The sequence below is a fragment of the Streptomyces sp. NPDC001415 genome, from assembly GCF_053597395.1.
Genome location: NZ_JBSFIE010000010.1, coordinates 261,721 through 286,191, shown reverse-complemented (window position 1 = coordinate 286,191; position 24,471 = coordinate 261,721). Strand labels below are relative to the sequence as shown.

Below are 24,471 nucleotides of genomic sequence, written 5' to 3'. Positions count from 1 at the left end.
CCTCCCCGACGCTCTTCCGATCTGGGCTGCGCCCCAGACCCCGGGGGGTTTGCCCGCCCTCCCGCCCGTGCAAGGGGTGGGAGGGTTCGGCTCCTGGGGGCTGCGCCCCCAGCCCCCCGCGGGGGCTCCGCCCCCTGCGCCCCTTTCGGGGGCTCCGCCCCCGGACCCCCGTGTCGCGCCTCAAGGGCGCTCGTCCTCAATCGCCGCACAGGCTGGGGATGCCTACGATGGCGGCTCGCCAAGCGGGGGGCGAGCTGGGAATACCTGCATCGCAACCCCCTGGGGGCGCGGGGCTGTGACATGTGCGGCTCCGCCGCGATGGGGGTCCCCCCTGTTCGAGCGAAGCCGAGAACTTGGGGGAGCGAGCAACCACGCACGGTCCGCAGCTGATCGAGGGGGTCCAAGCGGCCCGGGTGCAATCCGGGGTCGTATCGCATACCCGACGGCCAACCTCCGCACCCGGATCCGCCGGGAGACGGGGCTCAGCCCCTCCGCGTACCGCCGCAGATTCGCGACCAAGCCCGCCGCCTAGGACCCCTGCGCCTCCGGCGTCCTCGGCTCCCTCTGCGCCTGCGGGATCAGCCCGTGCGCCCTCGGCGTACCCGGCACGTTCGTGATCGCCGAGGCCAGTGCCTTGCGGGCGAGGCGGGCCGTGCGCAGGGCGTCCCACGTCAGGATCGTCAGGGCCAGCCACACCAGCGCGAAGCCCGCCCAGCGCTCCGGCGGCATCTCCTCGTGGAAGTACACGATGCCGAGCAGGAACTGGAACACCGGCGCCAGGTACTGAAGCAGGCCGAGCGTCGAGAGCGGCACCCGGATCGCCGCCCCGCCGAAGCAGATCAGCGGGATGGCGGTCACCACGCCGGTCGCGGCGAGCAGTGCCGCATGGCCCGGGCCCTCGGACCCGAACGTGGCCCGGCCCTGGCCGCTCAGCCACAGCAGGTACACCAGCGCGGGCAGGAACTGCACCGCGGTCTCGGCGGCAAGGGATTCGAGCCCGCCGAGGTTCACCTTCTTCTTGACCAGGCCGTACGTCGCGAACGAGAACGCCAGCGTCAGCGAGATCCACGGCGGCCGCCCGTAGCCCACCGTCAGGACGACCACGGCCGCGGCCCCGATCCCGACCGCGATCCACTGGGCCCGCCGCAGCCGCTCCTTCAGGATCAGTACGCCCATCGCGATGGTGACCAGCGGGTTGATGAAGTAACCGAGCGACGCCTCCACCACGTGGCCGGAGTTGACCGACCAGATGTAGACGCCCCAGTTGACCGTGATCACGACGGCGGCCACGGCTATCAGGCCGAGCCTGCGCGGCTGCCGCACCAGCTCGCCGATCCACGCCCAGCGCCGCATCACCAGCAGTACGACGCCGACCAGGACGAGGGACCACACCATGCGGTGGGCCAGGATCTCGATGGCGTCGGCGGGCTTGAGGAGCGGCCAGAACAGGGGGACGAGGCCCCACATCCCGTACGCGCCGATTCCGTACAGCAGTCCAGTCCGCTGTTGTCCCGCCGACTCCTTGGCCACTGGCCCTCCTTGCGCGCGCTCAACCCACAGAAGGCAGAAGGTAGCGCCGAACGGGCCCCGGTGTCATGTCCGTACCGCGATACGGTCCTGACGGTGCGCATCGCGGGGACTTGCGCGGGGACGGCCGCCCTCACGGGCACCACGAACCGCGGAGACTTCCGTGGCGAAGGCGGCCTTCCCCGTCGCCACGGATCGCGGGGGCTCACGCGGCAACGGCGGCTCTCACCGTCACCACCGCTCGCGGGGGCTCACGCCGTGATCGCCGCCCTCACCGTCGCCGCCAGCGGCGTCGTCGGGCGGCCGATCAGACGGGACAGGTCGCCCGAGGTGCCGGCCAGGCGACCCCGTTCGATGGCGTGGTCGACGTCGACCAGGATCTCCGCGATGCCGGCCGGGACGCCCGCGCCGGTCAGGATGGCGAGGTGCGCCTCCGGGGTGACGGGGGTGTGGACCACCGGCTTGCCGGCGGCCGCCGCGACCTCGGCCGCGTAGTCCGCCAGCGACCACGCCACGTCGCCGCTCAGCTCGTACGCCTTGCCCAGGTGGCTGTCACCGGTCAGCACCGCTGCCGCGGCCGCCGCGTAGTCCGCGCGGGTCGCCGAGGCGATGCGCCCCTCGCCCGCGTTGGAGACGACCGCCCCGTGCTCCAGGACCGGGGCGAGGTTGGCCGTGTAGTTCTCGGTGTACCAGCCGTTGCGCAGGAAGGTGTACGGCAGCCCCGAGTCCAGGATCAGCTGCTCGGTGGCCTTGTGCTCGTCGGCGAGCGCGAAGTCGGCGTCGGGGCCGCCGAGGATGCCGGTGTAGGCGAGCTGGGCCACGCCCGCGGCCTTCGCGGCCTCGATCACCGCGGTGTGCTGCGGCACCCGCTGCCCGACCTCGCTGCCGGAGATCAGCAGCACCCGGTCGCCGGCCCGGAAGGCCCCGGCCAGGGTGGCGGGCTCGCTGTAGTCGGCCATGCGCAGCTCCACGCCCCGCGCGGCGAGATCGGCGGCCTTCTCCTTGTCGCGTACGACGGCGACGACCTCGCTCGCCGGGACCCGCGCGAGCAGCTCGTCCACGACGAGACGGCCCAGCGCTCCGGTGGCTCCAGTGACGACGATGCTCATGGGGAAGCTCCTTTGTGGCGGTTCTGGGTGTTCTTGGGTTGGTCGGGGCGGTTTCCTCGCCCGGCATCCACCCTACGGAGAGCGCTAACCATTCGTAAGTACCCACTTTGAAGTAAGGTACTGCTACAGAAGTAAGTACTGCAGTAGGAGAGTGAGTCAGGGCATGGGTGCGAGCGGGAGTGAGAGCGGGAGTGAGGCCTGGGCTCGGCGCGAGGCCATGTGTCCGCACCGGCTCGTTCTGGAGCACGTCACCAGTCGCTGGGGTGTGCTCGTCCTTGATGCGCTGCTCGACCGCTCGTACCGCTTCAGCGAGCTGCGGCGCGAGATCGGCAAGGTGAGCCGGGTCAGCGAGAAGATGCTCGCCCAGACCCTCCAGACGCTGGAGCGCGACGGTTTCGTGCACCGGGACGCCAAGCCGGTGATCCCGCCCCGCGTCGACTATTCGATCACCCCGCTCGGCCGCGAGGCCGCCGAGCAGGTGCGGGCGCTGGCCCGCTGGACGGACGTACGCATGGGTGACGTGCAGCGGGCGCGGGCCGCCTATGACGCGGCGCGGGAGTCAACTGACTTGTGATTAAGGCGAGTTGGGTCGTGGGTCAGTCGGGTTGGGGGTCGCGGCCCTCCTCCAGGGAGTGCAGGGCGCGCGACACGTCGAAAGGCAGGATCGTCACCGCCACCGACGGCAGGTGTTCCAGGGCCTTCGCCATCTCCTCGGCCGTGCCCCGGTGCAGCAGCTTGCCCAGCGCGTTCGTGTAGAGGCGCCGGGGGACCAGGACCGTCAAGGAGGTCGCGCCGTCCTCGGTGGTGCGGTCGGCCAGTTCCACCATGGCGTGCCGCAGCCGCCGGTCGGGGCACTCGACCAGCTCCAACGGCACCGAGGTCGCGGCCGTCGCCTCCCAGGACGCCGCCAGCCTGCGCGCGTGCGGCTCGTCGATCGCGAAGTGGACGGCCCTGATCTCGTCGGGCCGCACCTCGTGCGCGTACCGCAGGGCCTTGATGGTCGCGAGGTCGAGGGTTTCGACCAGGACGAACACCAAGTGCCGCCTGGCGTGCGGACGATCCGCGCCGGGCGCCTGAATGGTGGTGAGCGCCGCGGCCTCGCGCCGGTACTCGCGGTTGATCCGGGTCAGCGCCCACACCCCGAGCGGGAACACGACGACCACCAGCCAGGCGCCCTCGGTGAACTTGGTGACGGCGAAAATCAGGACCACGGTCGCGGAGACCACGGCGGCCAGTGCGTTGATGCCGATCTTCAGTCGGCGGTGCCGCTCGCGGCGCCGCCAGTGGTACGCGGTGAGCCCGGACCCGGCCATCGTGAACGCCGTGAACACCCCGATCGCGTACAGCGCCACCAGCTTGTCCACACTCGCGCGCGTCACCAGCAGCAGGGCCATCGCCACGACGGTGAGCGAGATGATTCCGTTGGAGAAGGCCAGCCGATGGCCCCGGCGGGTCAACTGCCGTGGCAGGAAACGGTCTTCGGCCACGAAACTGGCCAGGAACGGGAAGCCCGTGAAGGGGGTGTTGGCGCCCGTGTAGAGGACCAGTGCCGTGGCCAGCTGGACGAAGACCAGGCCCGCCGTCCCCAACACCGAGCCGCCGAAGGCGAAATGGGCCTCCTGGGCGATCACGGTGGGGGTGCCGTCGCGGTAGGGGACCGCGTGCGTGAAGTGGGCGAGCGTCGAGACGCCGAGGACCAGGGTGCCCAGGACGCAGCTCATCGTGATGAGGGTGCGCCGTGCGTTGCGGCCCTGAGGTTCGCGGAACGCCGAGATGCCGTTGGAGATCGCCTCCAGACCGGTCAGCGAGGAGCCGCCGTTGGCGAAGGCGCGCAGCACGATGAACAGCGAGGCCCCGTACAGCCAGCCATCGCCGGGGGCGCCGACGGGGATCACGCCCGCCGCGTGCAGATCGGCCCGGGGCAGCCCGCCGGTCAGGCCGCGTACGGCGGAGACCGCGAGCACGAGCCCGACGGCCGCCATGAACAGATACGCGGGCAGCGCGAAAAGCCGCCCCGCCTCGCGCACCCCGCGCAGGTTGCCGTACGCGAGGAAGAGGATCACCCCGGCGGAGATGGGGAGTTGGAGGTGGTCCATGGCGGTCGGGCCGCCGCCGACGAGATGGGCGAGGGAGATGATCGCGTTGGTGCCGGCCGAGACCTGGACGGCGACGGTGACGATGTAGTCCACGAGCAGCGCGACCGCGGCGATCTGCGCGACGGTCGGGCCGAAGTTCTCGCGGGCCACGACATAGGAGCCGCCGGCCCGGGTGTAGATCATGACGACGTCGCTGTAGCAGAGCGTCAGCAGGAGCAGAACCAGCAGGATCGCACCGGTCACCGGCATGAGCAGCGAGAACGCGGCCGCCCCCGCCACCGGGACGAGCACCCGGAGCATCTCCTCGGAGCCGTACGCCGACGAGCTGATGCAGTCCGAGGCGAGCACGCCGAGCGCCGTGCGGTTGTTCAGTTTCTCCTCGCCGGCGCGCTCGGTCGTGAGGGGCTTGCCGAGCAGGCGTCGCTTGACGCGGTACGCGAGACGGTCCATCCCCCTATGAGAGCGGGTGCCCGGCCCGGGGTCCATGCAGACTCCCCGGCCGGGCACCCGGCTCTTCATGCCGCTGGATCAGCCGACGACGGTCCAGGTGTCCTTGCCGGCGAGGAGGGTGGCCAGGTCGCCCTTGCCGTTCTGCTCGATGGCGGTGTCGAGCTGGTCGGACATCAGCGTGTCGTAGACCGGGCGGTCGACGGAGCGGAAGACGCCGATGGGGGTGTGGTGCAGGGTGTCCGGATCGGCGAGGCGGGACAGCGCGAACGCAGTGGTCGGCGAGGAGCTGTGCGCGTCGTGGACCAGGATCTGCGACTCGTTGTCCGCGGTGACCGGGACGACCTTGAGGTCACCGGTCGCCGCGTCCCGGATCACGCCCTTGGACTGGTCGGGGCCGAAGCGGATCGGGGCGCCGTGTTCGAGGCGGATGACGGCCTCTTCGGCCTGGTCCTTGTCCTTGAGGGCTTCGAAGGCGCCGTCGTTGAAGATGTTGCAGTTCTGGTAGATCTCCACCAGCGCGGTGCCCGGGTGCTCGGCGGCCTGGCGCAGGACCTCGGTGAGGTGCTTGCGGTCGGAGTCGACAGTGCGGGCCACGAACGAGGCCTCGGCGCCGATCGCCAGGGACACCGGGTTGAACGGCGCGTCCAGGGAGCCCATCGGCGTCGACTTGGTGATCTTGCCGAGTTCGCTGGTGGGGGAGTACTGGCCCTTGGTCAGACCGTAGATCCGGTTGTTGAACAGCAGGATCTTGAGGTTGACGTTGCGGCGCAGCGCGTGGATGAGGTGGTTGCCGCCGATGGACAGGGCGTCGCCGTCGCCGGTGACCACCCACACGCTCAAATCCCGCCGCGAGGAAGCGAGTCCGGTCGCGATCGCCGGGGCGCGGCCGTGGATGGAGTGCATCCCGTAGGTGTTCATGTAGTACGGGAAGCGAGAGGAGCAGCCGATGCCGGAGACGAAGACGATGTTCTCCTTGGCCAGGCCGAGTTCGGGCATGAAGCCCTGCACGGCGGCCAGGATCGCGTAGTCGCCGCAGCCCGGGCACCAGCGGACTTCCTGGTCGGACTTGAAGTCCTTCATGGACTGCTTGCCCTCGGCCTTGGGGACCAGCTGCAGGAGCTCGTTCGCATTAGGCATGGATGGCCTCCTTGAGAGCGGTGGCGAGCTGCTCGGCCTTGAACGGCATGCCGTTGACCTGGTTGTAGGAGTGCGCGTCCACCAGGTACTTGGCGCGGATCAGGGTGGCGAGCTGGCCGAGGTTCATCTCCGGCACGACGACCTTGTCGTAGCTCTTCAGGACCTCGCCGAGATTCTTCGGGAACGGGTTGATGTGGCGCAGGTGGGCCTGGGCGATGGGCTCGCCCAGGGCGCGCAGTCTGCGTACGGCGGCGGTGATGGGGCCGTAGGTGGAGCCCCAGCCGAGCACCAGGGTGCGGGCGCCGTCCGGGTCGTCCACGCGCACGTCGGGCACCTCGATGCCGGCGATCTTGGCCTGGCGGGTGCGGACCATGAAGTCGTGGTTGGCCGGGTCGTAGGAGATGTTGCCCGTGCCGTCCTGCTTCTCGATGCCGCCGATACGGTGCTCAAGCCCCGGCGTGCCGGGCACCGCCCACGGCCGGGCCAGGGTTTGCGGGTCGCGCTTGTAGGGCCAGAACACCTCGGTGCCGTCGGCCAGCGTGTGGTTGGGGCCGGTCGCGAACTGGACGCGCAGGTCCGGGAGTTCGTCGATCTCGGGAACCCGCCACGGCTCGGAGCCGTTGGCCAGGTAGCCGTCCGAGAGCAGGAAGACCGGGGTGCGGTAGGCCAGCGCGATGCGCGCCGCGTCGATGGCCGCGTCGAAGCAGTCCGCCGGGGTCTTCGGCGCGACGACCGGCACCGGCGCCTCGCCGTTGCGGCCGTACATCGCCTGCAGCAGGTCGGCCTGCTCGGTCTTGGTCGGCAGGCCCGTCGAGGGGCCGCCGCGCTGGATGTCCACGATCAGAAGCGGCAGCTCCAACGAGACCGCGAGGCCGATCGCCTCCGACTTCAGCGCCACGCCCGGACCCGAGGTGGTCGTCACGGCGAGCGATCCGCCGAACGCCGCACCCAGGGCCGCGCCGATTCCGGCGATCTCGTCCTCCGCCTGGAAGGTGCGCACGCCGAAGTTCTTGTGCCGCGACAGCTCGTGCAGGATGTCCGAGGCGGGCGTGATCGGGTACGAGCCCAGGTAGAGCGGCAGGTCCGCCTGGCGGGACGCGGCGATCAGGCCGTAGGACAGCGCCAGGTTCCCCGAGATGTTGCGGTACGTACCGGCCGGGAATGCCTTGGTGGCCGGCGCGACCTCGTAGGAGACCGCGAAGTCCTCAGTGGTCTCGCCGAAGTTCCAGCCCGCACGGAAAGCCGCCACGTTCGCCTCGGCGATGGCCGGCTTCTTCGCGAACTTGGTCCGCAGGAACTTCTCCGTGCCCTCGGTCGGCCGGTGGTACATCCACGACAGCAGGCCGAGCGCGAACATGTTCTTGGACCGCTCGGCCTCCTTGCGGGAGAGCCCGAACTCCTTGAGTGCCTCGATCGTCAGAGTCGTCAACGGCACCGGGTGCACGTTGTACGCGGACAGCGTCCCGTCCTCAAGGGGGGAGGTGTCGTAGCCGACCTTGGCCATCGCGCGCTTGGCGAACTCGTCCGTGTTCACGATGATCTCGGCGCCGCGCGGCACGTCCGCCAGGTTGGCCTTCAGCGCCGCCGGGTTCATCGCCACCAGCACGTTCGGGGCGTCGCCCGGCGTGAGGATGTCGTGGTCGGCGAAGTGCAGCTGGAAGCTCGACACGCCCGGCAGCGTTCCGGCAGGCGCCCGGATCTCGGCGGGGAAGTTCGGCAGCGTCGACAAGTCGTTGCCGAACGAAGCCGTCTCCGACGTGAACCGGTCCCCCGTGAGCTGCATGCCGTCGCCCGAGTCACCCGCGAAACGGATGATCACGCGGTCGAGACGCCGGATTTCCTTCTCCCCGGTGGGCCTGCGCTGCTCCCCGACGACGGCCTCATCGGCTCCATCGGCCTGCTCGGCTGGGCTACTGACCTGGCTGGTCACTGAACTGGACCTCCCTCGGGCGGGCTGCTCGGGCGCATCCGGCCGACCGGTAGCGCCAAGGCCCACCCTACGTCGGTAAGGGTCGCCTTCCCTGGACCGCTCATATGTTGGACGCTCTTTTGAGACGCCTTACTGCCCTGAATTGCCACGATTTACTCGCCCCCCGGCCCCTTCTGCTAAGACGCCCAGCAATCCTTCTTCGGTTCTAGGTCTCACCGTGTCGGGAGCCCCGCGAGCGCTGACTCAATCCGGCCCGGTGACCGACTTTCGGCCCTGTCGACCGAGTCCCGCTCGATCCTCGACAGGGTGGCAGGTGGTCATGAATTGATGTAGGTCAATACCGCGAGTACGCGCCGGTGATCCCCGTCACTCGGCGAGAGCCCCAGCTTCAGGAAGATATTGCTGACGTGCTTCTCCACGGCGCCGTCGCTCACGACGAGCTGCTTGGCGATAGCGGAATTCGTCCGCCCCTCCGCCATTAGTCCTAGGACCTCCCGCTCGCGCGGGGTGAGGCCCGCCAGCACGTCCTGCTTGCGGCTGCGGCCGAGCAGCTGCGCCACGACTTCCGGGTCGAGCGCGGTGCCGCCCTGGGCGACCCGTACGACGGCCTCGACGAACTCCCTGACGTCGGCGACCCGGTCCTTCAGCAGATAGCCGACGCCCCGGCTCGACCCGGCGAGCAGCTCGGTCGCGTACTGCTCCTCGACGTACTGGCTGAGCACGAGCACCCCGATCCCGGGGTACAGCTTGCGCAGCAGCACCGCCGCGCGCACGCCCTCGTCGGTGTGGGTGGGCGGCATCCGCACATCCGCGACGACGACATCGGGCAGCGCGCCCTGGTCGGCGAACTCTCCCACGGTCTTGACCAGCGCATCCCCGTCGCCCACTCCCGCGACGACGTCATGCCCCCGGTCGGTCAGCAGGCGAGTCAGGCCCTCCCGAAGCAGTACCGAATCCTCGGCGATGACCACCCGCACCCTGTCCTCCACGACTCTGCAGCCCCCCGGCTCCGTTGGCTCGCAGGCGCGCGTCGCAGGGGCGCGCGCCCCACAGCTCTGTGCAAGCCATGGCGTTGTGCCCATCCAGCATCCCAGCATCCGGGCAAGAATCGGCCCGCGCCAGGCAAAAACCCCCCGACCCTGTGTTTGAGGGCCGGGAGGTGCGGGCGGGGGCGCTAGGGAATTTCGGGGGCTACGCGCGCCACGGCAGCTCCGCCGTGATCGTCGTCGGGCCGCCGCGCGGGGAGTCGACGACCAGGATTCCGTCCACCGCGTCGAGCCGCTCCGCGAGGCCCGCGAGACCGGAGCCCGCCGTGGCGTCCGCGCCGCCGCGCCCGTTGTCGCCGACCTGGAGCATCAGCCGGTCGCCGGCCCGCCACACGTCGACGGAGGCCCGGCTCGCGCCACTGTGCTTGCTGACGTTCTGGAGCAGTTCGGAGACCGTGTAGTACGCGATGCCCTCGATCGCCGGGACCGGCCGGGCCGGCAGGTCCACCTCGACCTGCACCGGCACGGTGCAGCGGGAGGCGACGGAGGAGAGGGCCGCGTCCAGGCCGCGGTCGGTGAGGACGGCCGGGTGGATGCCGCGCGCGAGGTCGCGCAGCTCCTGGAGGGCGACCTTCACCTCGCCGTGCGCCTCGTCGACCATCTTCGCCGCCGTCTTCGGGTCCTCGGTCAGCTTCTCCTTCGCGAGGCCCAGGTCCATGGCGAGCGCCACGAGGCGGGCCTGCGCCCCGTCGTGCAGATCCCGCTCGATGCGCCGCAGGTCGGCCGCCGATGTGTCGACGACGACCCCGCGGTCCGACTCCAGCTCGGTGACCCGCTCCTCAAGGCGCGAGGGGCCGAGCAGGCCGATGACCATCACCCGGTCCATCATGGCGAACCCGCGGATCAGCCACGGCACGGCCAGCGTGATGAGCAGCCCGACCAGCGAGGTCAGGGCGATCCTGCCCGGCGAGTCCAGGTAGACGTTGTGGTGGCCGTCCCCGTAGAGCTGGAGGCCGGCCTGGCCCCCGTACATCGGGAACACCCACTGCCACACCGGGTACGTGAACAGCGCCCAGCCGGTCAGCCAGATCGGCAGGGTGGTGCAGAAGGCGAAGAGCGCCCAGGGGAAGTGGAGGACCGAGTACAGCAGGTGGCGCCAGGAGACGCCGCTCTTGAGCACCCCGCCGATCCACGACATGAGGCCGCCGCGCGAGCGGACCGGCTGCGGCTCGGCGATCTCGACCCCGAGCAGCAGCCGCGCCCGGGCCCGCTCCATCACGCCGAAGGCGCGGCAGCCCATCAGCGCCACCGCCATGAGCGGGATGCCGATGAAGGTGACCAGGAGCCCGGCGCTGACCGACACCGCGGTGACGGCCCAGACGAACAGCACGATGCTGATCGGCAGGCTGAGCAGCAGGTAGCCGAACTCGCGGAAGGTCCGAGCCTCGAACGGCGCTCGCAGTACCGGCGGAAGGAGGTGCCGCCGCGGCTCGGGGGACCGTGCCACGCCGTATCCGTACTCCGTGTCCATGGTCATCGGTCCCGTCCGTCCATTCCTTGTGATGCGCGGCCACGCGCCGCCCCTCTTACCTACCCACCAGCTTGGCCGTTGGGGCGGGCCCGGACCATGCAGCCGGTCACCCTCTTCGGCCGGGGGTTTTCCCTACCCCCGGCCCAACGGTCAGTCCCTGGGACCCCGGTCGCGCCACGGCAGTTCGGCCGTGACGACGGTCGGCCCGCCGACCGGCGATTCGAGGACGAGCAGCCCGTCCACCGCGCCGAGCCGCTCGGCGAGACCCGCCATGCCGCTGCCGCCGTCGAGGCGCGCGCCGCCCACCCCGTTGTCCTCGACCTGGATGAGCAGCCGATCCGCGGCGCGCCACACCTCGACCGAGGCGCTGCGTGCCCGGCTGTGCTTGCTGACGTTCTGGAGCAGTTCGGAGACGGTGAAGTACGCGATGCCCTCGATGGCGGGGGCGGGCCGCGCGGGCAGGTCGACGGCGACCTTGACCGGGACCGTGCAGCGGGAGGCGACGGAGGAGAGGGCCGCGTCCAGGCCGCGGTCGGTGAGGACGGCCGGGTGGATGCCGCGGGCCAGGTCGCGCAGCTCCTGGAGGGCCAGCTTCACCTCGCCGTGCGCCTCGTCGACCATCGCGGCGGCCGCCTCCGGGTCTTCGAGCACCTTCTCCTTGGCGAGGCCGAGCCCCATGGCCAGGGCCACGAGGCGGGCCTGCGCCCCGTCGTGCAGATCCCGCTCGATCCGGCGCAGGTCGGCCGCGGCCGTGTCGACGACCACGCCCCGGTCGGACTCCAGCTCGGCGATCCGCCGCTCCAGCTCGTCCGAGGGCGAGAGCAGCGCGCGCGCCATCATCCGGTCGACGTTGCCGAGCCCCCGCACGATGAACCCGAGCACCGGCCACGCCACGAGCAGCGAGACCAGCGTGACCGTGAAGGTCAGGATCCCCCAGGGCAGCCGCACGAACTCGTACAGCACATTGCGCCAGGCCACCGGGTCCTTCAGGCTCGTCCACAGCCAGGAGAAGAAACCGCCGTGCTTGCTCGGGCTCGTCGGGATCGGCGTCGGCTCCTCGATCCGCACCCCGAGCAGGGCGCGCGCCCGGGCCCGCTCCAGCTTGCCCAGCTGGCGCACCCCGAGCAGGCCCGCCGCGAGCAGCGGAAGACCGACCACGGTGATCGACAGACCGAGGCCCAGCACGACCATCACGACGACGTAGACCCAGCCGATCAGCGCCATCGGCAGATTGGCGAGGAGATGGACGACCTCCTTCCAGGTGTGCCGGTCGTAGGCGAACCGCACCGCGGGCGGAGCGGCGCTCTCATCGCGGCCGGCTTGCTGTGTTGGGTACCGCTGCTGGTCGCGGAGGGTCCTGGTCATGGTGCCAAGACTGCCGGGCCGCGATCGGCGGCGCCATGGGGTGCCGCACCGTCTTGTACGGGGGAAAACCCCACCCCGGCGGCCCAGCAGGTGAGACGCGCCTGCCAAGGGCTCCCTTAGCAGGGCCTAGACTCCCGTCCGTACACAGCGTCGAACAGGGCGCGACGAGATCATCGAGGCCAGGGAGCGAGGGGCGCGACGTGCCGGAACCGACCGTGCGCCAGATGCCGGTGTTGGCTGCCGACTACTTCCACAGCTATTCGGTCGTCGGCCTGCTCGCCGTGATCGGCGTGCTGTTCGTGGCCGTGGCCTTCGGGGCCGGGCGGCTGCTGCGGCCGGTCGTGCCGACGCCGGAGAAACTCCTCACGTACGAATGCGGAGTGGACCCGGTGGGCGAGGGCTGGGCCCACACCCAGGTCCGCTACTACGTCTACGCCTTCCTGTACGTGATCTTCGCCGTCGACTCGATCTTCCTCTTCCCCTGGGCGACCGTCTTCGCGGCCCCGGGCTACGGCGCGACCACCCTCGTCGAGATGTTCATCTTCCTCGGCTTCCTGGCCGTGGGACTGCTCTACGCATGGAAGAAGGGCGTCCTGGAATGGACGTGACGACTCCCGGACCCGAGTCGCAGCCCGTGCTGCTGCCCGAGCCGAAGAAGCTGGGCGTGCTCTCGCGCCTGGCCCCCGAGCCGATGAAGGTGGTCCTCAACTGGGGCCGCCGCTACAGCCTGTGGGTCTTCAACTTCGGCCTCGCCTGCTGCGCCATCGAGTTCATCGCGGCCTCCATGGCCCGCCACGACTTCATCCGGCTCGGCGTGATCCCCTTCGCGCCGGGACCGCGCCAGGCCGACCTCATGATCGTCTCCGGCACGGTGACGGACAAGATGGCGCCCGCGGTCAAGCGGCTGTACGAGCAGATGCCCGAGCCCAAGTACGTCATCTCCTTCGGCGCCTGCTCCAACTGCGGCGGCCCGTACTGGGACTCGTACTCGGTGACCAAGGGCGTCGACCAGATCATCCCGGTCGACGTGTACGTGCCCGGCTGCCCGCCCCGGCCCGAGGCACTGCTCCAGGGCATCCTCAAGCTCCAGGAGAAGATCGCCCGCGAGTCGCTCGGCGAGCGGTACGCCAACGCGCCCACCCCGGCCCAGCTGACCAGCGGGCTCGTGACCGCCCCGCCGACCCCTGGGGAGGGCCGGGCGTGACCGCGTACGACAGCCTGCCCGAGGGCGTCACCGAGATCTTCGGCGCGCAGGCCACGGCGGAGGAGGCCTACGGGCTGCTCACGGTCGACGTGCCCGCCGACTCCTGGATCGCCGCCCTCCTGATCGCCCGCGACTCGCTGGGCTGCACCTACTTCGACTGGCTGAGCGCGGTCGACGAACCCGGCACGGGCTTCCGGGTCTGCGCCCATGTCGTGGCCCTGGGCGACGGCCGGGTCCGCCGCCTGCTCCTGCGCACGACGGTCCCGCACGCGGCCGCGGTACTGCCGTCCGCGATCGACGTCTACGCGGGCGCGGCCTGGCACGAGCGCGAGACCCACGAGATGTTCGGCATCGACTTCTCGAACCATCCGCACCTGGTCCCGCTGCTCCTCCCCGAGAACTTCGAGGGCCACCCCCTGCGCAAGGACTTCGTGCTGGCCGCCCGCGTCGCGAAGGCGTGGCCGGGCGCGAAGGAGCCGGGCGAATCGGAACACGGCGGTCCCAAGCGCCGCCAGATGCTCCCGCCCGGCGTCCCCGACCCGAACGACTGGGGCCCCCTGAAGGGCCAACTCCCCCCCGCCCCGGCCCGCCCGGCCCGAACGCCGCGTGCGGCAGCCGGTGCCGGAGCGGGCGCTGGTGCCGGCTCCGGCGAACGCCCGGTGCGGGCCGCGGGAGACCGTCCGGCCCGGCGCACCCGGAGCGTGTCGGAGGGCTCGGCTTCGCAGGCGAGCCCGGCGGCATCCGGTACGTCTGCGGCTCCGGCGGCTTCGGAGACGTCCGGCACCCCGGCGCCTGCAGCCACCCCTGAAACCCGCGGAACCTCGGGGGCTTCGGGGGTTTCGGCGGCCCCGGAAACCCCAGCTGCCCCGGATGCCCAGGGGGCCTCGGCCGACCCGACCGCACCGGCCGCCCGCCCGCGCCGTAGTCGCAGTGCCGGCGAGGGCTCGGTGTCGCAGACGTCTCCGAAGGGGCCGGAAACCCCGGAGGTACCGAAGGCCCCGGGTGCGGCGGAGGAGTCCGGACCGGGCGCAGCCGAGGGGCGGCAGCCCGCCGCGCCGCCGCGCACCCGTAGCTCGGACGCCCCCTGGCACAACCCCAAACCCGCCTTCGCCGAAGAGGGCCCCGAGGCGGAACCCGCCCCGGGCGCCGGAACCGGTGAAGCCGGACCGAACGACCCCGCCGAACCAACCGACCCCGCCGGAGGCGACCCGCGTGAATGACGCACTCGACGTCGCCATCCGGCTGGTCGTCGTCTTCGTCGTGTTCCTGGTCCTCCCGCTCGTCATCGGGCAGACCGAGCACAAGGTGATGGCGCACATGCAGGGCCGGCTAGGCCCGATGTACGCGGGCGGCTTCCACGGCTGGGCCCAACTCGTCGCGGACGGCGTGAAGTTCGCGCAGAAGGAAGACGTCGTACCGGCCGCCGCCGACCGCCGCATCTTCCAACTCGCCCCCGCCGTAGCGCTGTTGCCCTACCTCCTCGTCCTCGTGGCGGTGCCGATCGGCCCGAGCGAGGGCGCGGTCGGCCAGGTCGTCGACGCGGGCATCTTCTTCGTGCTCGCCGTGATGGGCGTGGGCGTGCTCGGCTCCCTCATGGCGGGCTGGGCATCGGCCAACAAGTTCTCGCTGCTCGGCGGATTGCGCACCGCCGCCCAGCTCCTCGCGTACGAGCTGCCGATGCTGCTCGCCGCCGCCTCCGTGGCGATGGCGGCCGGCACGGTCTCGCTGCCCGGCATCCTCAACGCCTTCCACTGGTGGTGGCTGCCCTGGCAGATCGTCGGCGCCCTGGTCTTCTTCATCGCCGGCCTCGCCGAACTCCAGCGCCCTCCCTTCGACATGCCCGTCGCCGACTCCGAGATCATCTTCGGTGCGTACACCGAGTACACGGGCCTGCGCTTCGCGCTGTTCCTGCTCGCCGAGTACGCCGGCATCGTCGTCCTGTGCGGCCTCACCACCGTCCTGTTCCTGGGCGGCTGGCACGGCCCGTTCGGCGCCGACGGGCTCGGCTGGGTCTGGACCCTGCTCAAGACGGCCGTCCTGGCCTTCGTCGTGATCTGGCTCCGGGTCAGCTACCCCCGGCTCCGCGAGGACCAGCTGCAGAAGCTCGCCTGGACCACGCTCATCCCGCTCGCGCTCGCGCAGATCGCGCTCACCGGCATCGTGAAGGTGGCGATCAGCTAATGGCTATCCCCGGATCCGGCCTCGCCAAGGGCCTCGCCGTCACGCTCCGCACGATGACGAAGAAGACCGTCACCGCGCAGTACCCCGACGTCCAGCCCGAACTCCCGCCCCGCAGCCGGGGCGTGATCGGCCTGTTCGAGGAGAACTGCACGGTGTGCATGCTGTGCGCCCGCGAGTGCCCCGACTGGTGCATCTACATCGACTCCCACAAGGAGACGGTCCCGGCCGCGGTCGAGGGCGGCCGCGAACGCAGCCGCAACGTCCTCGACCGCTTCGCCATCGACTTCTCCCTCTGCATGTACTGCGGTATCTGCATCGAGGTGTGTCCTTTCGACGCGCTGTTCTGGTCCCCGGAGTTCGAGTACGCGGAGACGGACATCCACGAACTCACCCACGAGCGCGACAAGCTGCGCGAGTGGATGTGGACGGTCCCGGCGCCGCCCGCGCTCGACCCCGGCGCCGAGGAGCCGAAGGAAGTGGCCGCCGCCCGCAAGGCCGCCGACAAACTGGCCGCCGCGCAGGCCGCCGAAGCCGCCGCGGCGGCCGAGGCCGGCCAGGCCGCGGAGACCGGGCAGACCGGGCAGACCGGCCAGACCGGCCAGGCCGGCCCCGAGGGAGGGCAGGCATGAGCGGGATCCTCGCCCAGGCGGCCCTCACCGCGCCGCACGGCTTCCTGTCGCCGACCGGCGTGGAGATCGCCTTCGTCCTCGTCGGCATCGCCACCCTCGCCGCGGCCGTCATGACCGTCACCACCCAGCAGCTGGTGCACGCCGCCCTGTGGCTGGTCGTGGCGCTCGGCGGCCTGGCCGTCGAATACCTCCTGCTCACCGCCGAGTTCATCGCCTGGGTGCAGGTGCTCATCTACGTCGGTTCGATCGTGGTGCTCCTCCTGTTCGGACTGATGCTCACCAAGGCCCCCATCGGCCGCTCCCCGGACGCCGATTCGGGCAACCGCTGGGCGGCCCTCACGGTGGCCGTCGCCGCGGCGGGAACCCTCGTCTGGGTCGTCGTGGACGCCTTCCGCACGAGCTGGATCGACCTGGACGGCCCGGCCCAGGGCTCCACCAAGGTGTCCGGAGAGATCCTCTTCCGGCACTGGGTGCTGCCCTTCGAGGCCCTGTCCGTACTGCTCCTGGCCGCCCTGGTCGGCGCGATCGTGCTGTCCCGCAAGAGCGCCCCCGGTGACGCCCTCCGCACCACCGCTGCCGCCCCCCGTGAGACGGAGTCGCGCTGATGCACCTCGCCTATCCCGCCGTGCTCGCCGTCCTCCTGTTCTGCACCGGTCTCTACGGTGTGCTCGCGCGGCGCAACGCGATCCTGGTCCTGATGTCCGTCGAGCTGATGCTCAACGCCGTCAACCTCAATCTCGTCGCCTTCGACGTCTGGCTGCGCGACACCCTCCACGCGGGCCAGGCGCTCACCCTGTTCACGATCGCCATCGCCGCCGCCGAGATCGGCATCGGTCTGGCCATCGTGCTCGCGGTGTACCGCAACCGCGGCACCGCCGACATCGACAGGCTCCGCGACACCGCCGAGGGCACCGGCCCCGACCCCGACCCGGCGGACCCCGAAGACCCCGCCGCCCCGGCACAGAAGGCTGAGGCCGCCGCGTGACCACCACGACCCTCGCCGTCCTCGTCCCCCTCCTTCCGTTCCTGGGCGCCGCGGCCGGCCTGCTGCTCGGCCGCCGCGCCCCCGGCTTCGTCCGGCCGCTCGCGGTCCTCCCGACGTTCGCCGCGTTCGTCCTCGCCGTGGTCGTCGCCGTCGACCAGGGCGGCGGCAAGGCCATCGACGCGGCCACCCGGCTCACCCCGACCGGCTCCGTACCGATCGAACTCGCCCTCCACCTGGACGGGTTCGCGGTCCTCGTCGCCGTCCTGGTCGGCCTGGTCGCCACCTGCGTACAGCTCTACTCGACGGGCTACCTGCGCGACGACCCCCGCTACACCTCGTACGCCGCGCTCGTCTCCCTGTTCACCTCCGCGATGCTGCTCGTCGTCTACTCCGGCGACCTGATGGTGCTCCTGGTCGGCTGGGAGATCATGGGCATCTGCTCGTACTTCCTGGTCGGCCACTACTGGGAGACCCCCGAGGCCCGCGCCGCCTCGCTGAAGGCCTTCCTGGTCACCAAGCTCGGCGACGTCCCCTTCCTGATCGGCCTGTTCGCGCTCGCCACCGACGCCGGTACGTTCCGGATCACCGGCGTCGTCCAGGCCGCCCTGACCGGCGGCATCGGCCACCCCACCCTGATCGCGCTGCTGCTGCTCGCCGGAGTGGCCGGCAAGTCCGCCCAGTTCCCGCTGCACACCTGGCTGCCCGACGCGATGGCCGGCCCGACGCCGGTCTCCGCGCTGATCCACGCCGCGACGATGGTCGCCGCCGGTATCTACTTCGTGGCCCGGCTGCTCCCCGTCTTCGCCGCGTCGGCGGCCGCGATGACCGTGCTCGCCGTGATGGCCGCGGTCACCATGGTCGGCTCGGCGCTTGCCGCGCTCGCCCAGGACGACATCAAGCGCGTCCTCGCCTACTCGACCATCGGACAGCTCGGCTACATGTCGGGCGCCCTGGCTGTCGGCGACCGCGGGGCCGCCGTCTTCCACCTCCTGTCGCACGGCGCCTTCAAGGCGCTCCTCTTCCTCGCCGCCGGCGTGATCATCCACGCCGCCGGCACCAACTCCCTGACCGCCATGTCCCGCATGGGCGGCCTGGCCAAGCGCATCCCCGACGCGTACTGGACGATGACCGTCGCCCTGCTCGCGCTCGCCGCGATCCCTCCCTTCGCCGGCTTCTTCTCCAAGGAGGCCGTCCTGTCCGCCGCCGAGCACACCGCGCTCGGCGAGAGCCAGGTCGCCCCGTCCGGCGCCGGCTGGACCGTGCTGATCGCCGGACTGCTCACCGCCCTCCTCACCGCCGCGTACGCCACCCGCCTGTGGCTGCTCGCCTTCCGCGGCAGGGGAGCCGAAGCCCCGGACCACGGTCGTCAGCCGGTCGTCATGAACGCCGTGCTCTGGGTGCTCGCCATCCCCTCCCTCGCCTTCGGACTCACCACCGGCCACCTCGGCGACTGGTTCGACGGGCGCGCCCTCACCCCGGCGGTCACCACCTCCGTCCTGTCCACGGGCGTCGCCCTGGTCGGCGGCCTGGTCACCTACGCCGCCTGGCGCCACACCTCGTCCCTTGCCGCCCGCACCCCGATGGGCGCCGTCGCCGCCCATCCCGAGGGCGACGGCAGCCTGGTCGAGGAGGAAGCCATCGCCAGCCACACCGAGGTCTACGGCTCCATCGCGTCCGCCCCGGACCCCGCCGACCCCGGCCGTCTCCTGCTCGGCCCGCTGCACCGCCACGCGGCCACCGGATTCCACCTGGACGCCGTCTACTCCGCCCTGTTCGTCCGCCCCGTCCTGGCCGCGGCCGCCCTGGTCCGCTTCCTGGACCGCGAGGTCGTCGAGACGTACGTACGCGGTGCGAGCGCCGCGCCGCGCTGGCTCGGCTGGGCCGTCCGCCGTGCGCAGAACGGCAATGTGCAGAGCTACCTCAGCGCACTGCTCGCCGGCTCACTCGTCCTGGCGGCCGCCGTGGTCGTCCTTGCCAACGTCACCGCGGGGTCGTGAGCCGTGATCGATATCAGCGAGTCCGTGATGCAGTTCCTTCTGGCGTTCATCGTCGCCGCCCCGCTCCTCGGCGCCGTCGCGGCCCTGCTCCCCGCCCCGCCCGGACTGAAGGGCAAGAGCCCAGACCAGGCCGTGCTGCGCCACGGCGTGACCGTGACCGGCGTGATCCTCATCGCCGCGATCGTCCTCGCGCTCGGCTTCGACCACGGCCACCCGTCGAAGATGCAGGCCACGACGGACATCCAGTGGATCCCGGCCCTGAACGTCCACATCCACCTGGGCACCGACGGCATCTCACTCCCCCTCCTCGTCCTGACCGCGCTGCTGACCTTCCTCTGCGCGCTGTACTCCTACTTCAAGATGCCCGCGGGCCCGTCCCCGAAGGCGTTCGTCGCGCTCCTCCTCGTCCTGGAGTCCGGCACCCTCGCCACGTTCGCCGTCCTCGACCTCGTGCTGTTCTTCCTCGCGTTCGAGATGGTCCTCATCCCGATGTACTTCCTGATCGCCCGCTGGGGCGGGGACCAACGGCAGGGCGCCGCCTGGAAGTTCATCCTCTACACACTGCTCGGCTCGGTCGTCATGCTGCTCGGCCTGCTCCTCGTCGGGCTCAAGTCGGGCACATTCGACATGGTGGCACTCGCCACTGACAACGGCCGTGGGCTGACCACATCCGTGCAGGTCATCGCCGTTCTGGCGATCGGGATCGGGCTCGCGGTCAAGACCCCGATGTTCCCGCTGCACAGCTGGCTCCCGGACGCCCACACCGCCGCCCCGACCGTCGGCTCGGTGCTCCTGGCCGGCGTGCTCCTGAAGATGGGCACCTACGGGTTCGTCCGCATCGTCCTGCCGATCGCGCCGCACGGCATGCACACCTTCGCGCCGTATCTGGCCGCCTTCGCCGTCGCCGGGATCATCTACGGATCGCTTGCCTGCCTCGCGCTCGCCAAGCAGGGCAACAAGGGCGACCTGAAGCGACTCATCGCGTACTCCTCCGTCGGCCACATGGGGTTCGTGCTGCTCGGCATCTCCTCGATGACCCCCACCGGCGTGAACGGCGCGCTCTTCGCCAACATCGCCCACGGCCTCATCACCGGCCTGCTGTTCTTCCTGGTCGGCGCCCTCAAGGACCGCTACGGCACCGCCGATCTCGACACCCTGGCCGGCGCCACCGGAGCCGCCCTGTACGGCAGGGCGCCGCGCCTGGGCGGACTGCTCGCCTTCGCCGCCGTCGCCTCGCTCGGACTGCCCGGACTCGCCGGATTCTGGGGCGAGATGCTCGCCATGTTCGGCGCCTTCGACCCGGCCCCGGGGCTCAGCCGCTCCGCGTACCTCACCTTCGTGGCGATCGCCGCCTTCGGCACCCTGCTCACCGCCGCGTACCTGCTGGTCGTCGTGCGCCGGGTCTGCATGGGCGGCAAGCCGGCCGAGGGGCCGAAGCTCGCCGACATCCAGGGCTACGAGTTCGCCGCCTGGAGCCCGCTCGTCGCGCTCACCGTCCTCGCCGGGCTCTGGCCCGCGGTCCTCCTCGGCCTCACCGACCCGGCCGTCCAGAAGCTCCTCGCAGGAGGCAAGTCGTGACCCCCGACGTCACCACCGCGGCGGCCGGCACCGCAAGCCTGGTCCAGTCCGTCGACTGGGTGGCGATCGCGCCGCCCCTGATCGCCGCGGCCGTCGCCCTGGTCGTGCTGCTCGCCGACCTGTTCCTGCCGCAGTCGCGCAAGCCGCTGCTCGGCTGGATCACCATCGCGGGCCTGGTAGCGGCCCTCGCCTCGCTCGCGCCGCTGCGCACCGGCAGCCGCTCGACGTTCTGCCTCACCGCGAACCCGGACGCGTGCAGCTACACCGTCGACCAGTTCGCCTTCGTCATCCAGGCCCTGGTCCTCGGCGGCGCCCTGCTGACCGCGCTGCTCGCGGTGCGGGACACCAAGGAGAAGCTGCCCGCGGGCGAGTTCTGGTTCCTGCTGCTGTCCTCCGCGGCCGGCGCGGCACTGCTGCCCGCCGCCCGCGACCTGGCCACCCTCGTCGTCGCCCTGGAAGTCGCCTCGCTGCCCGCCTTCGCGCTCGTCGGCCTCAAGCGCGGCGACCGGCTGTCCTCCGAGGCGGCCCTGAAGTTCTTCCTGTCGTCGGTCACCGCGACCGCCGTGATGCTGCTCGGCGCCAGCTTCGTGTACGCGGCGACCGGCACCCTGCACCTCACCGAGATCGCCACCAAACTGGCCACCGTTCCGGGCCAGTTGGACACCGTCGCCAAGACAGGCGTCGTCCTGACCCTGGTGGGCTTCGCCTTCAAGACGGCCGCCGCGCCCTTCCACTTCTGGGTGCCCGACACCTATGTGGGCGCCCCGCTGCCCGTCGCCGCCTACCTCTCCGTCGTCGGCAAGGCGGTCGGCTTCTCCGGGCTCATCCTGGTGACCGTCGTCGCCTTCCCCGCGTACGCCGACGTATGGGGCCCCGCGCTCGCCGTCCTCGCCGCGCTGACCATGACCATCGGCAACGCGGCCGCCCTGCGCCAGTCCGCCACGCGCGCCTACAGCGCGGTCCGGCTGCTCGCCTGGTCCTCGGTGGGACAGGCCGGCTACCTGCTGGTGCCGATCGCGGCCGCCGCGTACTCCAGCGGCAACCAGGTCGGCGCGACCGTGGCGTACGCCCTGATGTACGCCGTGGTGAACCTGGGCGCGTTCGCGGTCGCCGCCCTGGTGGCCCGCGGCAAGCCGCTGAACCGCCTCACCGACTACCGGGGCCTGTACGCCGAGCGCCCCCTGGCCGCCCTTGCGCTGGCCTTCTTCCTGCTGTGCCTGGCCGGTCTTCCGCCGGGCATCATCGGCCTGTTCGCCAAGGTCACCGTCTTCTCGGCGGCCGTCGACGCGGGGCTCGGCTGGCTCGCGGTCGTCATGGCGATCAACGTGGTCGTCGCCCTCTACTACTACCTGCGCTGGACCGCGATCCTGTTCCGGGCACCCGAGGCCGCCGATGAGCCGTCGGAGACGGGCCGGTCCGCACGGCCGCGCGTCCCGGCCCCGCTCACCGTCGCCATCGCCCTGACCGCGGTCGTCGGCGTCGTCCTGTCCGGCGTCCCGCAACTGGCGCTGCACTTCGCCTCGGTCACCCTCTTCTGAGGGCTCGCGCTCGCCCTTGGGCGCGCGGCAGGCAATCGAAACGGAACGCAACGGATCTGCCCTCGGCGCGCCCCTATTGCGGCCGCGATTCCGTTTTGGCAAGCCCGGCGCAAGGGCACGGTTTGGTTCGGGCGCCCATGAGAAGGCACTGTCGTACGCGCACACCCCAGTACGGACACACGTACGACGACGCAGAACCAAGACGACACACAACAGGGAGCAGAGCGGTGCTGAGCGGGTTCAAGGACTTCATCCTGCGCGGGAACATAGTGACGATGGCCGTCGGTCTGGCCGTCGGATCCGCCTTCACGGCGGTGGTCACGGGCTTCAGCACCGCGTTCATCACCCCGCTGATCGGCCTGGCCACCAGCTCGACCGGCGACTTCAGTACGGCGACCTTCACCGCGGAGGGCGTGACCTTCCCCTACGGGAAGTTCATCGGCGCGGCCATCGCCTTCGTGATCACCGCCGCCGTGCTCTACTTCCTCGTCGTCGTGCCCATGATGAAGGTCCAGGCCCGCCTCGACCGGGACAAGCCGGTGGACATCAAGGCCGCCCTGCGCGACTGCCCCCGCTGCTACTCCCAGATCCCCGGCATCGCGACCCGCTGCTCGCACTGCACCAGCGAGGTCGAGCCCGACGCGAAGGCCCTGGAGCTGGCCGGGCTGCTCTCACCGCGCTGATCCGACCCGTACGGCGTAACGCGCCCTCCAGCGCGCACAAGGGAACTAGCGTCCCCCGCCTGGCGTTGACCAGTACGGGAGAGTCCACTGGAACGTGGAAGGACGACCAGCGAAGGACTCCCCGCCGCACCACTTGGAGGGCGTACCGTGCACCGCCGGCACAACGGGCTGAGGACAGCTGTCCTCCTCGGAGGACTGTCCGCGCTCATCATCGTCATCGGCAGCTTCTTCGGCCGCGGAGGGCTGATCATCGCGCTTCTGGTGGCGCTTGGCACCAATGCCTACGCGTACTGGAACAGCGACAAGCTGGCGCTGCGGGCCATGCGGGCGCGCCCGGTCAGCGAGTTCGAGGCCCCGGCGCTGTATCGCATGGTCCGTGACCTCTCGACGCAGGCGCGCCAGCCGATGCCCCGGCTGTACATCTCGCCGACGCAGGCGCCCAACGCCTTCGCGACGGGCCGCAATCCGCGCAACGCGGCCGTGTGCTGCACGGAGGGGATCCTGCAGATCCTCGACGAGCGGGAGCTGCGCGGAGTGATCGGCCACGAGCTGAGCCACGTCTACAACCGCGACATCCTGATCTCGTCGGTCGCCGGCGCACTCGCCTCGGTGATCATGTTCCTGGTCAACTTCGCGTGGCTGATCCCGGTCGGCCGCTCCAACGACGACGAGGGCCCCGGCATCGTGGGCATGCTGCTGATCATGATCCTGGGCCCGCTCGCGGCCTCGGTGATCCAGCTCGCGATCAGCCGTTCCCGCGAGTACGAGGCCGACGCGTCCGGCGCCCAGCTCACCGGCGACCCGCTGGCTCTGGCCAGCGCCCTGCGCAAGCTGGAAGCGGGCACCCAGCAGCTCCCGCTGCCGCCCGAGCCCCGCATCGAGACGGCGAGCCACATGATGATCGCGAACCCCTTCCGCCCCGGTCAGGGAGTGTCCAAACTGTTCTCCACCCACCCGCCGATGGCGGAACGCATCGCCCGACTCGAACAGATGGCAGGTCGCCGCTCATGAAGACAATCCTGAACGTCATCTGGCTGATCCTGTGCGGCTTCTGGATGTTCCTCGGCTACATGCTCGCGGGCCTGCTGCTCTGCGTCACGATCATCGGCATCCCCTTCGGGATAGCGGCCTTCCGAATCGGCCTCTACGCCCTCTGGCCGTTCGGCTACACGGTCGTGGACCGGCGGGGCGCGGGCGCGCCGTCCTGCGTCGGCAACGTCCTGTGGCTGATCCTGGCCGGCTGGTGGCTGGCGCTCGGCCACATCTTCACCGGCATAGCGCTGTGCATCACGATCATCGGCATCCCGCTGGGCATCGCCAACTTCAAGCTGATTCCCGTGTCGTTGCTGCCCCTGGGCAAGGAGATCGTCCCCACGGACCAGCCGTTCGCCGCCAGGTGAGGCGAGTGGCGGGGCCCGTGGCCTGCGCCGCACCCTGACAGCGCGTGCAACCGTGGGCGCCCTGGGGGCGTCTTCCCGGGCGAACCGAATGGTTGCGGGGTTACGCAATACGGCAGATGCCCCGCGAATCACATACGTACGAAAG

General features: G+C 70.9%; 22 protein-coding genes. 14 read left to right on the top strand and 8 right to left on the bottom strand.

Features of this window, described 5'->3' with window-relative positions:
- Nucleotides 1–528: 528 nt before the first annotated feature.
- Together rarD and ACWC2B_RS17015 are read right to left on the bottom strand one after the other, a co-directional pair.
- A complete protein-coding gene (gene rarD, locus ACWC2B_RS17020) occupies nt 529–1,530 on the bottom strand; it encodes an EamA family transporter RarD (protein WP_450717200.1) in 1,002 nt (333 codons plus the stop codon).
- A gap of 248 nt (nt 1,531–1,778) precedes the next feature.
- Nucleotides 1,779–2,636 carry an SDR family oxidoreductase gene (locus ACWC2B_RS17015; protein WP_450717199.1) on the bottom strand — a complete coding sequence of 286 codons (858 nt, stop codon included), beginning with the start codon at nt 2,634–2,636 and terminating at the stop codon, nt 1,779–1,781.
- Nucleotides 2,637–2,799: 163 nt separating this feature from the next.
- Between ACWC2B_RS17015 and ACWC2B_RS17010 the strand changes: the two genes are divergently transcribed.
- The gene (locus ACWC2B_RS17010; protein WP_450717198.1) at nt 2,800–3,210 is read left to right on the top strand and encodes a winged helix-turn-helix transcriptional regulator; all 411 of its coding nucleotides are present in this window, start codon (nt 2,800–2,802) and stop codon (nt 3,208–3,210) included.
- A 22-nt stretch (nt 3,211–3,232) separates the two neighbouring features.
- On the opposite strand, the gene ACWC2B_RS17005 is transcribed toward ACWC2B_RS17010, so the two are convergent.
- The 6 genes from ACWC2B_RS17005 to ACWC2B_RS16980 all read right to left on the bottom strand — a co-directional run bounded on the left by ACWC2B_RS17005 (nt 3,233) and on the right by ACWC2B_RS16980 (nt 12,131).
- Nucleotides 3,233–5,182 (bottom strand): APC family permease, encoded by a 1,950-nt coding sequence (locus ACWC2B_RS17005; RefSeq protein WP_450717197.1) that lies wholly within the window; start codon nt 5,180–5,182, stop codon nt 3,233–3,235.
- Nucleotides 5,183–5,260: 78 nt separating this feature from the next.
- Nucleotides 5,261–6,319 (bottom strand): 2-oxoacid:ferredoxin oxidoreductase subunit beta, encoded by a 1,059-nt coding sequence (locus ACWC2B_RS17000; protein WP_450717196.1) that lies wholly within the window; start codon nt 6,317–6,319, stop codon nt 5,261–5,263.
- Nucleotides 6,312–8,249 carry a 2-oxoacid:acceptor oxidoreductase subunit alpha gene (locus ACWC2B_RS16995; protein WP_450717195.1) on the bottom strand — a complete coding sequence of 646 codons (1,938 nt, stop codon included), beginning with the start codon at nt 8,247–8,249 and terminating at the stop codon, nt 6,312–6,314. The genes ACWC2B_RS17000 and ACWC2B_RS16995 overlap by 8 nt, the downstream gene beginning before the upstream one ends.
- A 317-nt stretch (nt 8,250–8,566) precedes the next feature.
- Nucleotides 8,567–9,226, bottom strand: a complete 660-nt coding sequence (locus ACWC2B_RS16990) for a LuxR C-terminal-related transcriptional regulator (RefSeq protein ID WP_450717217.1) — start codon at nt 9,224–9,226, stop codon at nt 8,567–8,569.
- 214 nt (nt 9,227–9,440) lie between these two features.
- Nucleotides 9,441–10,766: a sensor histidine kinase gene (locus tag ACWC2B_RS16985; RefSeq protein ID WP_450717216.1), complete on the bottom strand. Its 1,326-nt coding sequence runs from the start codon at nt 10,764–10,766 to the stop codon at nt 9,441–9,443.
- 150 nt (nt 10,767–10,916) lie between these two features.
- Complete coding sequence (locus tag ACWC2B_RS16980; protein WP_450717194.1) at nt 10,917–12,131, bottom strand: sensor histidine kinase; 1,215 nt, start codon at nt 12,129–12,131, stop codon at nt 10,917–10,919.
- Nucleotides 12,132–12,355: 224 nt separating this feature from the next.
- Here ACWC2B_RS16980 and ACWC2B_RS16975 point away from each other — a divergent pair, with 224 nt between their 5' ends.
- The 13 genes from ACWC2B_RS16975 (at nt 12,356) to ACWC2B_RS16915 (ending at nt 24,326) form a co-directional block, all read left to right on the top strand.
- Nucleotides 12,356–12,739, top strand: coding sequence for an NADH-quinone oxidoreductase subunit A (locus ACWC2B_RS16975; RefSeq protein ID WP_114037282.1), 384 nt, complete (start codon nt 12,356–12,358; stop codon nt 12,737–12,739).
- Nucleotides 12,730–13,335 (top strand): NADH-quinone oxidoreductase subunit B, encoded by a 606-nt coding sequence (locus ACWC2B_RS16970; RefSeq protein ID WP_450717193.1) that lies wholly within the window; start codon nt 12,730–12,732, stop codon nt 13,333–13,335. The genes ACWC2B_RS16975 and ACWC2B_RS16970 overlap by 10 nt, the downstream gene beginning before the upstream one ends.
- Nucleotides 13,332–14,555, top strand: a complete 1,224-nt coding sequence (locus ACWC2B_RS16965; RefSeq protein ID WP_450717192.1) for an NADH-quinone oxidoreductase subunit C — start codon at nt 13,332–13,334, stop codon at nt 14,553–14,555. Before ACWC2B_RS16970 ends, ACWC2B_RS16965 begins: the two co-directional genes overlap by 4 nt.
- Entirely contained in the window at nt 14,548–15,516 is a 969-nt protein-coding gene (locus ACWC2B_RS16960; protein ID WP_386002239.1) for a complex I subunit 1/NuoH family protein, read from the top strand. Before ACWC2B_RS16965 ends, ACWC2B_RS16960 begins: the two co-directional genes overlap by 8 nt.
- Complete coding sequence (locus tag ACWC2B_RS16955) at nt 15,516–16,145, top strand: NuoI/complex I 23 kDa subunit family protein (RefSeq protein WP_450717191.1); 630 nt, start codon at nt 15,516–15,518, stop codon at nt 16,143–16,145. Before ACWC2B_RS16960 ends, ACWC2B_RS16955 begins: the two co-directional genes overlap by 1 nt.
- Nucleotides 16,142–16,750, top strand: coding sequence for an NADH-quinone oxidoreductase subunit J family protein (locus tag ACWC2B_RS16950; RefSeq protein ID WP_450717190.1), 609 nt, complete (start codon nt 16,142–16,144; stop codon nt 16,748–16,750). The genes ACWC2B_RS16955 and ACWC2B_RS16950 overlap by 4 nt, the downstream gene beginning before the upstream one ends.
- Nucleotides 16,750–17,130, top strand: a complete 381-nt coding sequence (gene nuoK / locus ACWC2B_RS16945) for an NADH-quinone oxidoreductase subunit NuoK (RefSeq protein WP_450717189.1) — start codon at nt 16,750–16,752, stop codon at nt 17,128–17,130. The genes ACWC2B_RS16950 and nuoK overlap by 1 nt, the downstream gene beginning before the upstream one ends.
- The gene (locus ACWC2B_RS16940) at nt 17,127–19,127 is read left to right on the top strand and encodes an NADH-quinone oxidoreductase subunit 5 family protein (RefSeq protein ID WP_450717188.1); all 2,001 of its coding nucleotides are present in this window, start codon (nt 17,127–17,129) and stop codon (nt 19,125–19,127) included. Before nuoK ends, ACWC2B_RS16940 begins: the two co-directional genes overlap by 4 nt.
- 3 nt (nt 19,128–19,130) lie before the next feature.
- On the top strand, nt 19,131–20,705 hold the full coding sequence (locus tag ACWC2B_RS16935; protein WP_450717187.1) for a complex I subunit 4 family protein: 1,575 nt from the start codon (nt 19,131–19,133) through the stop codon (nt 20,703–20,705).
- A complete protein-coding gene (locus ACWC2B_RS16930) occupies nt 20,702–22,243 on the top strand; it encodes an NADH-quinone oxidoreductase subunit N (protein WP_450717186.1) in 1,542 nt (513 codons plus the stop codon). Before ACWC2B_RS16935 ends, ACWC2B_RS16930 begins: the two co-directional genes overlap by 4 nt.
- A gap of 227 nt (nt 22,244–22,470) precedes the next feature.
- Nucleotides 22,471–22,926, top strand: a complete 456-nt coding sequence (locus tag ACWC2B_RS16925; protein ID WP_450717185.1) for a large conductance mechanosensitive channel protein MscL — start codon at nt 22,471–22,473, stop codon at nt 22,924–22,926.
- 147 nt (nt 22,927–23,073) lie between these two features.
- A complete protein-coding gene (gene htpX, locus ACWC2B_RS16920; RefSeq protein WP_450717184.1) occupies nt 23,074–23,937 on the top strand; it encodes a zinc metalloprotease HtpX in 864 nt (287 codons plus the stop codon).
- Nucleotides 23,934–24,326 carry a YccF domain-containing protein gene (locus ACWC2B_RS16915; RefSeq protein ID WP_450717183.1) on the top strand — a complete coding sequence of 131 codons (393 nt, stop codon included), beginning with the start codon at nt 23,934–23,936 and terminating at the stop codon, nt 24,324–24,326. Before htpX ends, ACWC2B_RS16915 begins: the two co-directional genes overlap by 4 nt.
- Nucleotides 24,327–24,471: the final 145 nt, after the last annotated feature.

Excerpts from the sequence above, each read along its gene's own strand:
- ACWC2B_RS17015 (WP_450717199.1), bottom strand. The coding sequence starts at position 2,636 with ATGAGCATCGTCGTCACTGGAGCCACCGGAGCGCTGGGCCGTCTCGTC.
- ACWC2B_RS17010 (WP_450717198.1), top strand. The coding sequence starts at position 2,800 with ATGGGTGCGAGCGGGAGTGAGAGCGGGAGTGAGGCCTGGGCTCGGCGC.
- ACWC2B_RS17005 (WP_450717197.1), bottom strand. The coding sequence starts at position 5,182 with ATGGACCGTCTCGCGTACCGCGTCAAGCGACGCCTGCTCGGCAAGCCC.
- ACWC2B_RS17000 (WP_450717196.1), bottom strand. The coding sequence starts at position 6,319 with ATGCCTAATGCGAACGAGCTCCTGCAGCTGGTCCCCAAGGCCGAGGGC.
- ACWC2B_RS16985 (WP_450717216.1), bottom strand. The coding sequence starts at position 10,766 with ATGGACACGGAGTACGGATACGGCGTGGCACGGTCCCCCGAGCCGCGG.
- ACWC2B_RS16980 (WP_450717194.1), bottom strand. The coding sequence starts at position 12,131 with ATGACCAGGACCCTCCGCGACCAGCAGCGGTACCCAACACAGCAAGCC.
- ACWC2B_RS16975 (WP_114037282.1), top strand. The coding sequence starts at position 12,356 with ATGCCGGTGTTGGCTGCCGACTACTTCCACAGCTATTCGGTCGTCGGC.
- ACWC2B_RS16970 (WP_450717193.1), top strand. The coding sequence starts at position 12,730 with ATGGACGTGACGACTCCCGGACCCGAGTCGCAGCCCGTGCTGCTGCCC.
- ACWC2B_RS16955 (WP_450717191.1), top strand. The coding sequence starts at position 15,516 with ATGGCTATCCCCGGATCCGGCCTCGCCAAGGGCCTCGCCGTCACGCTC.
- ACWC2B_RS16950 (WP_450717190.1), top strand. The coding sequence starts at position 16,142 with ATGAGCGGGATCCTCGCCCAGGCGGCCCTCACCGCGCCGCACGGCTTC.
- nuoK (WP_450717189.1), top strand. The coding sequence starts at position 16,750 with ATGCACCTCGCCTATCCCGCCGTGCTCGCCGTCCTCCTGTTCTGCACC.
- ACWC2B_RS16915 (WP_450717183.1), top strand. The coding sequence starts at position 23,934 with ATGAAGACAATCCTGAACGTCATCTGGCTGATCCTGTGCGGCTTCTGG.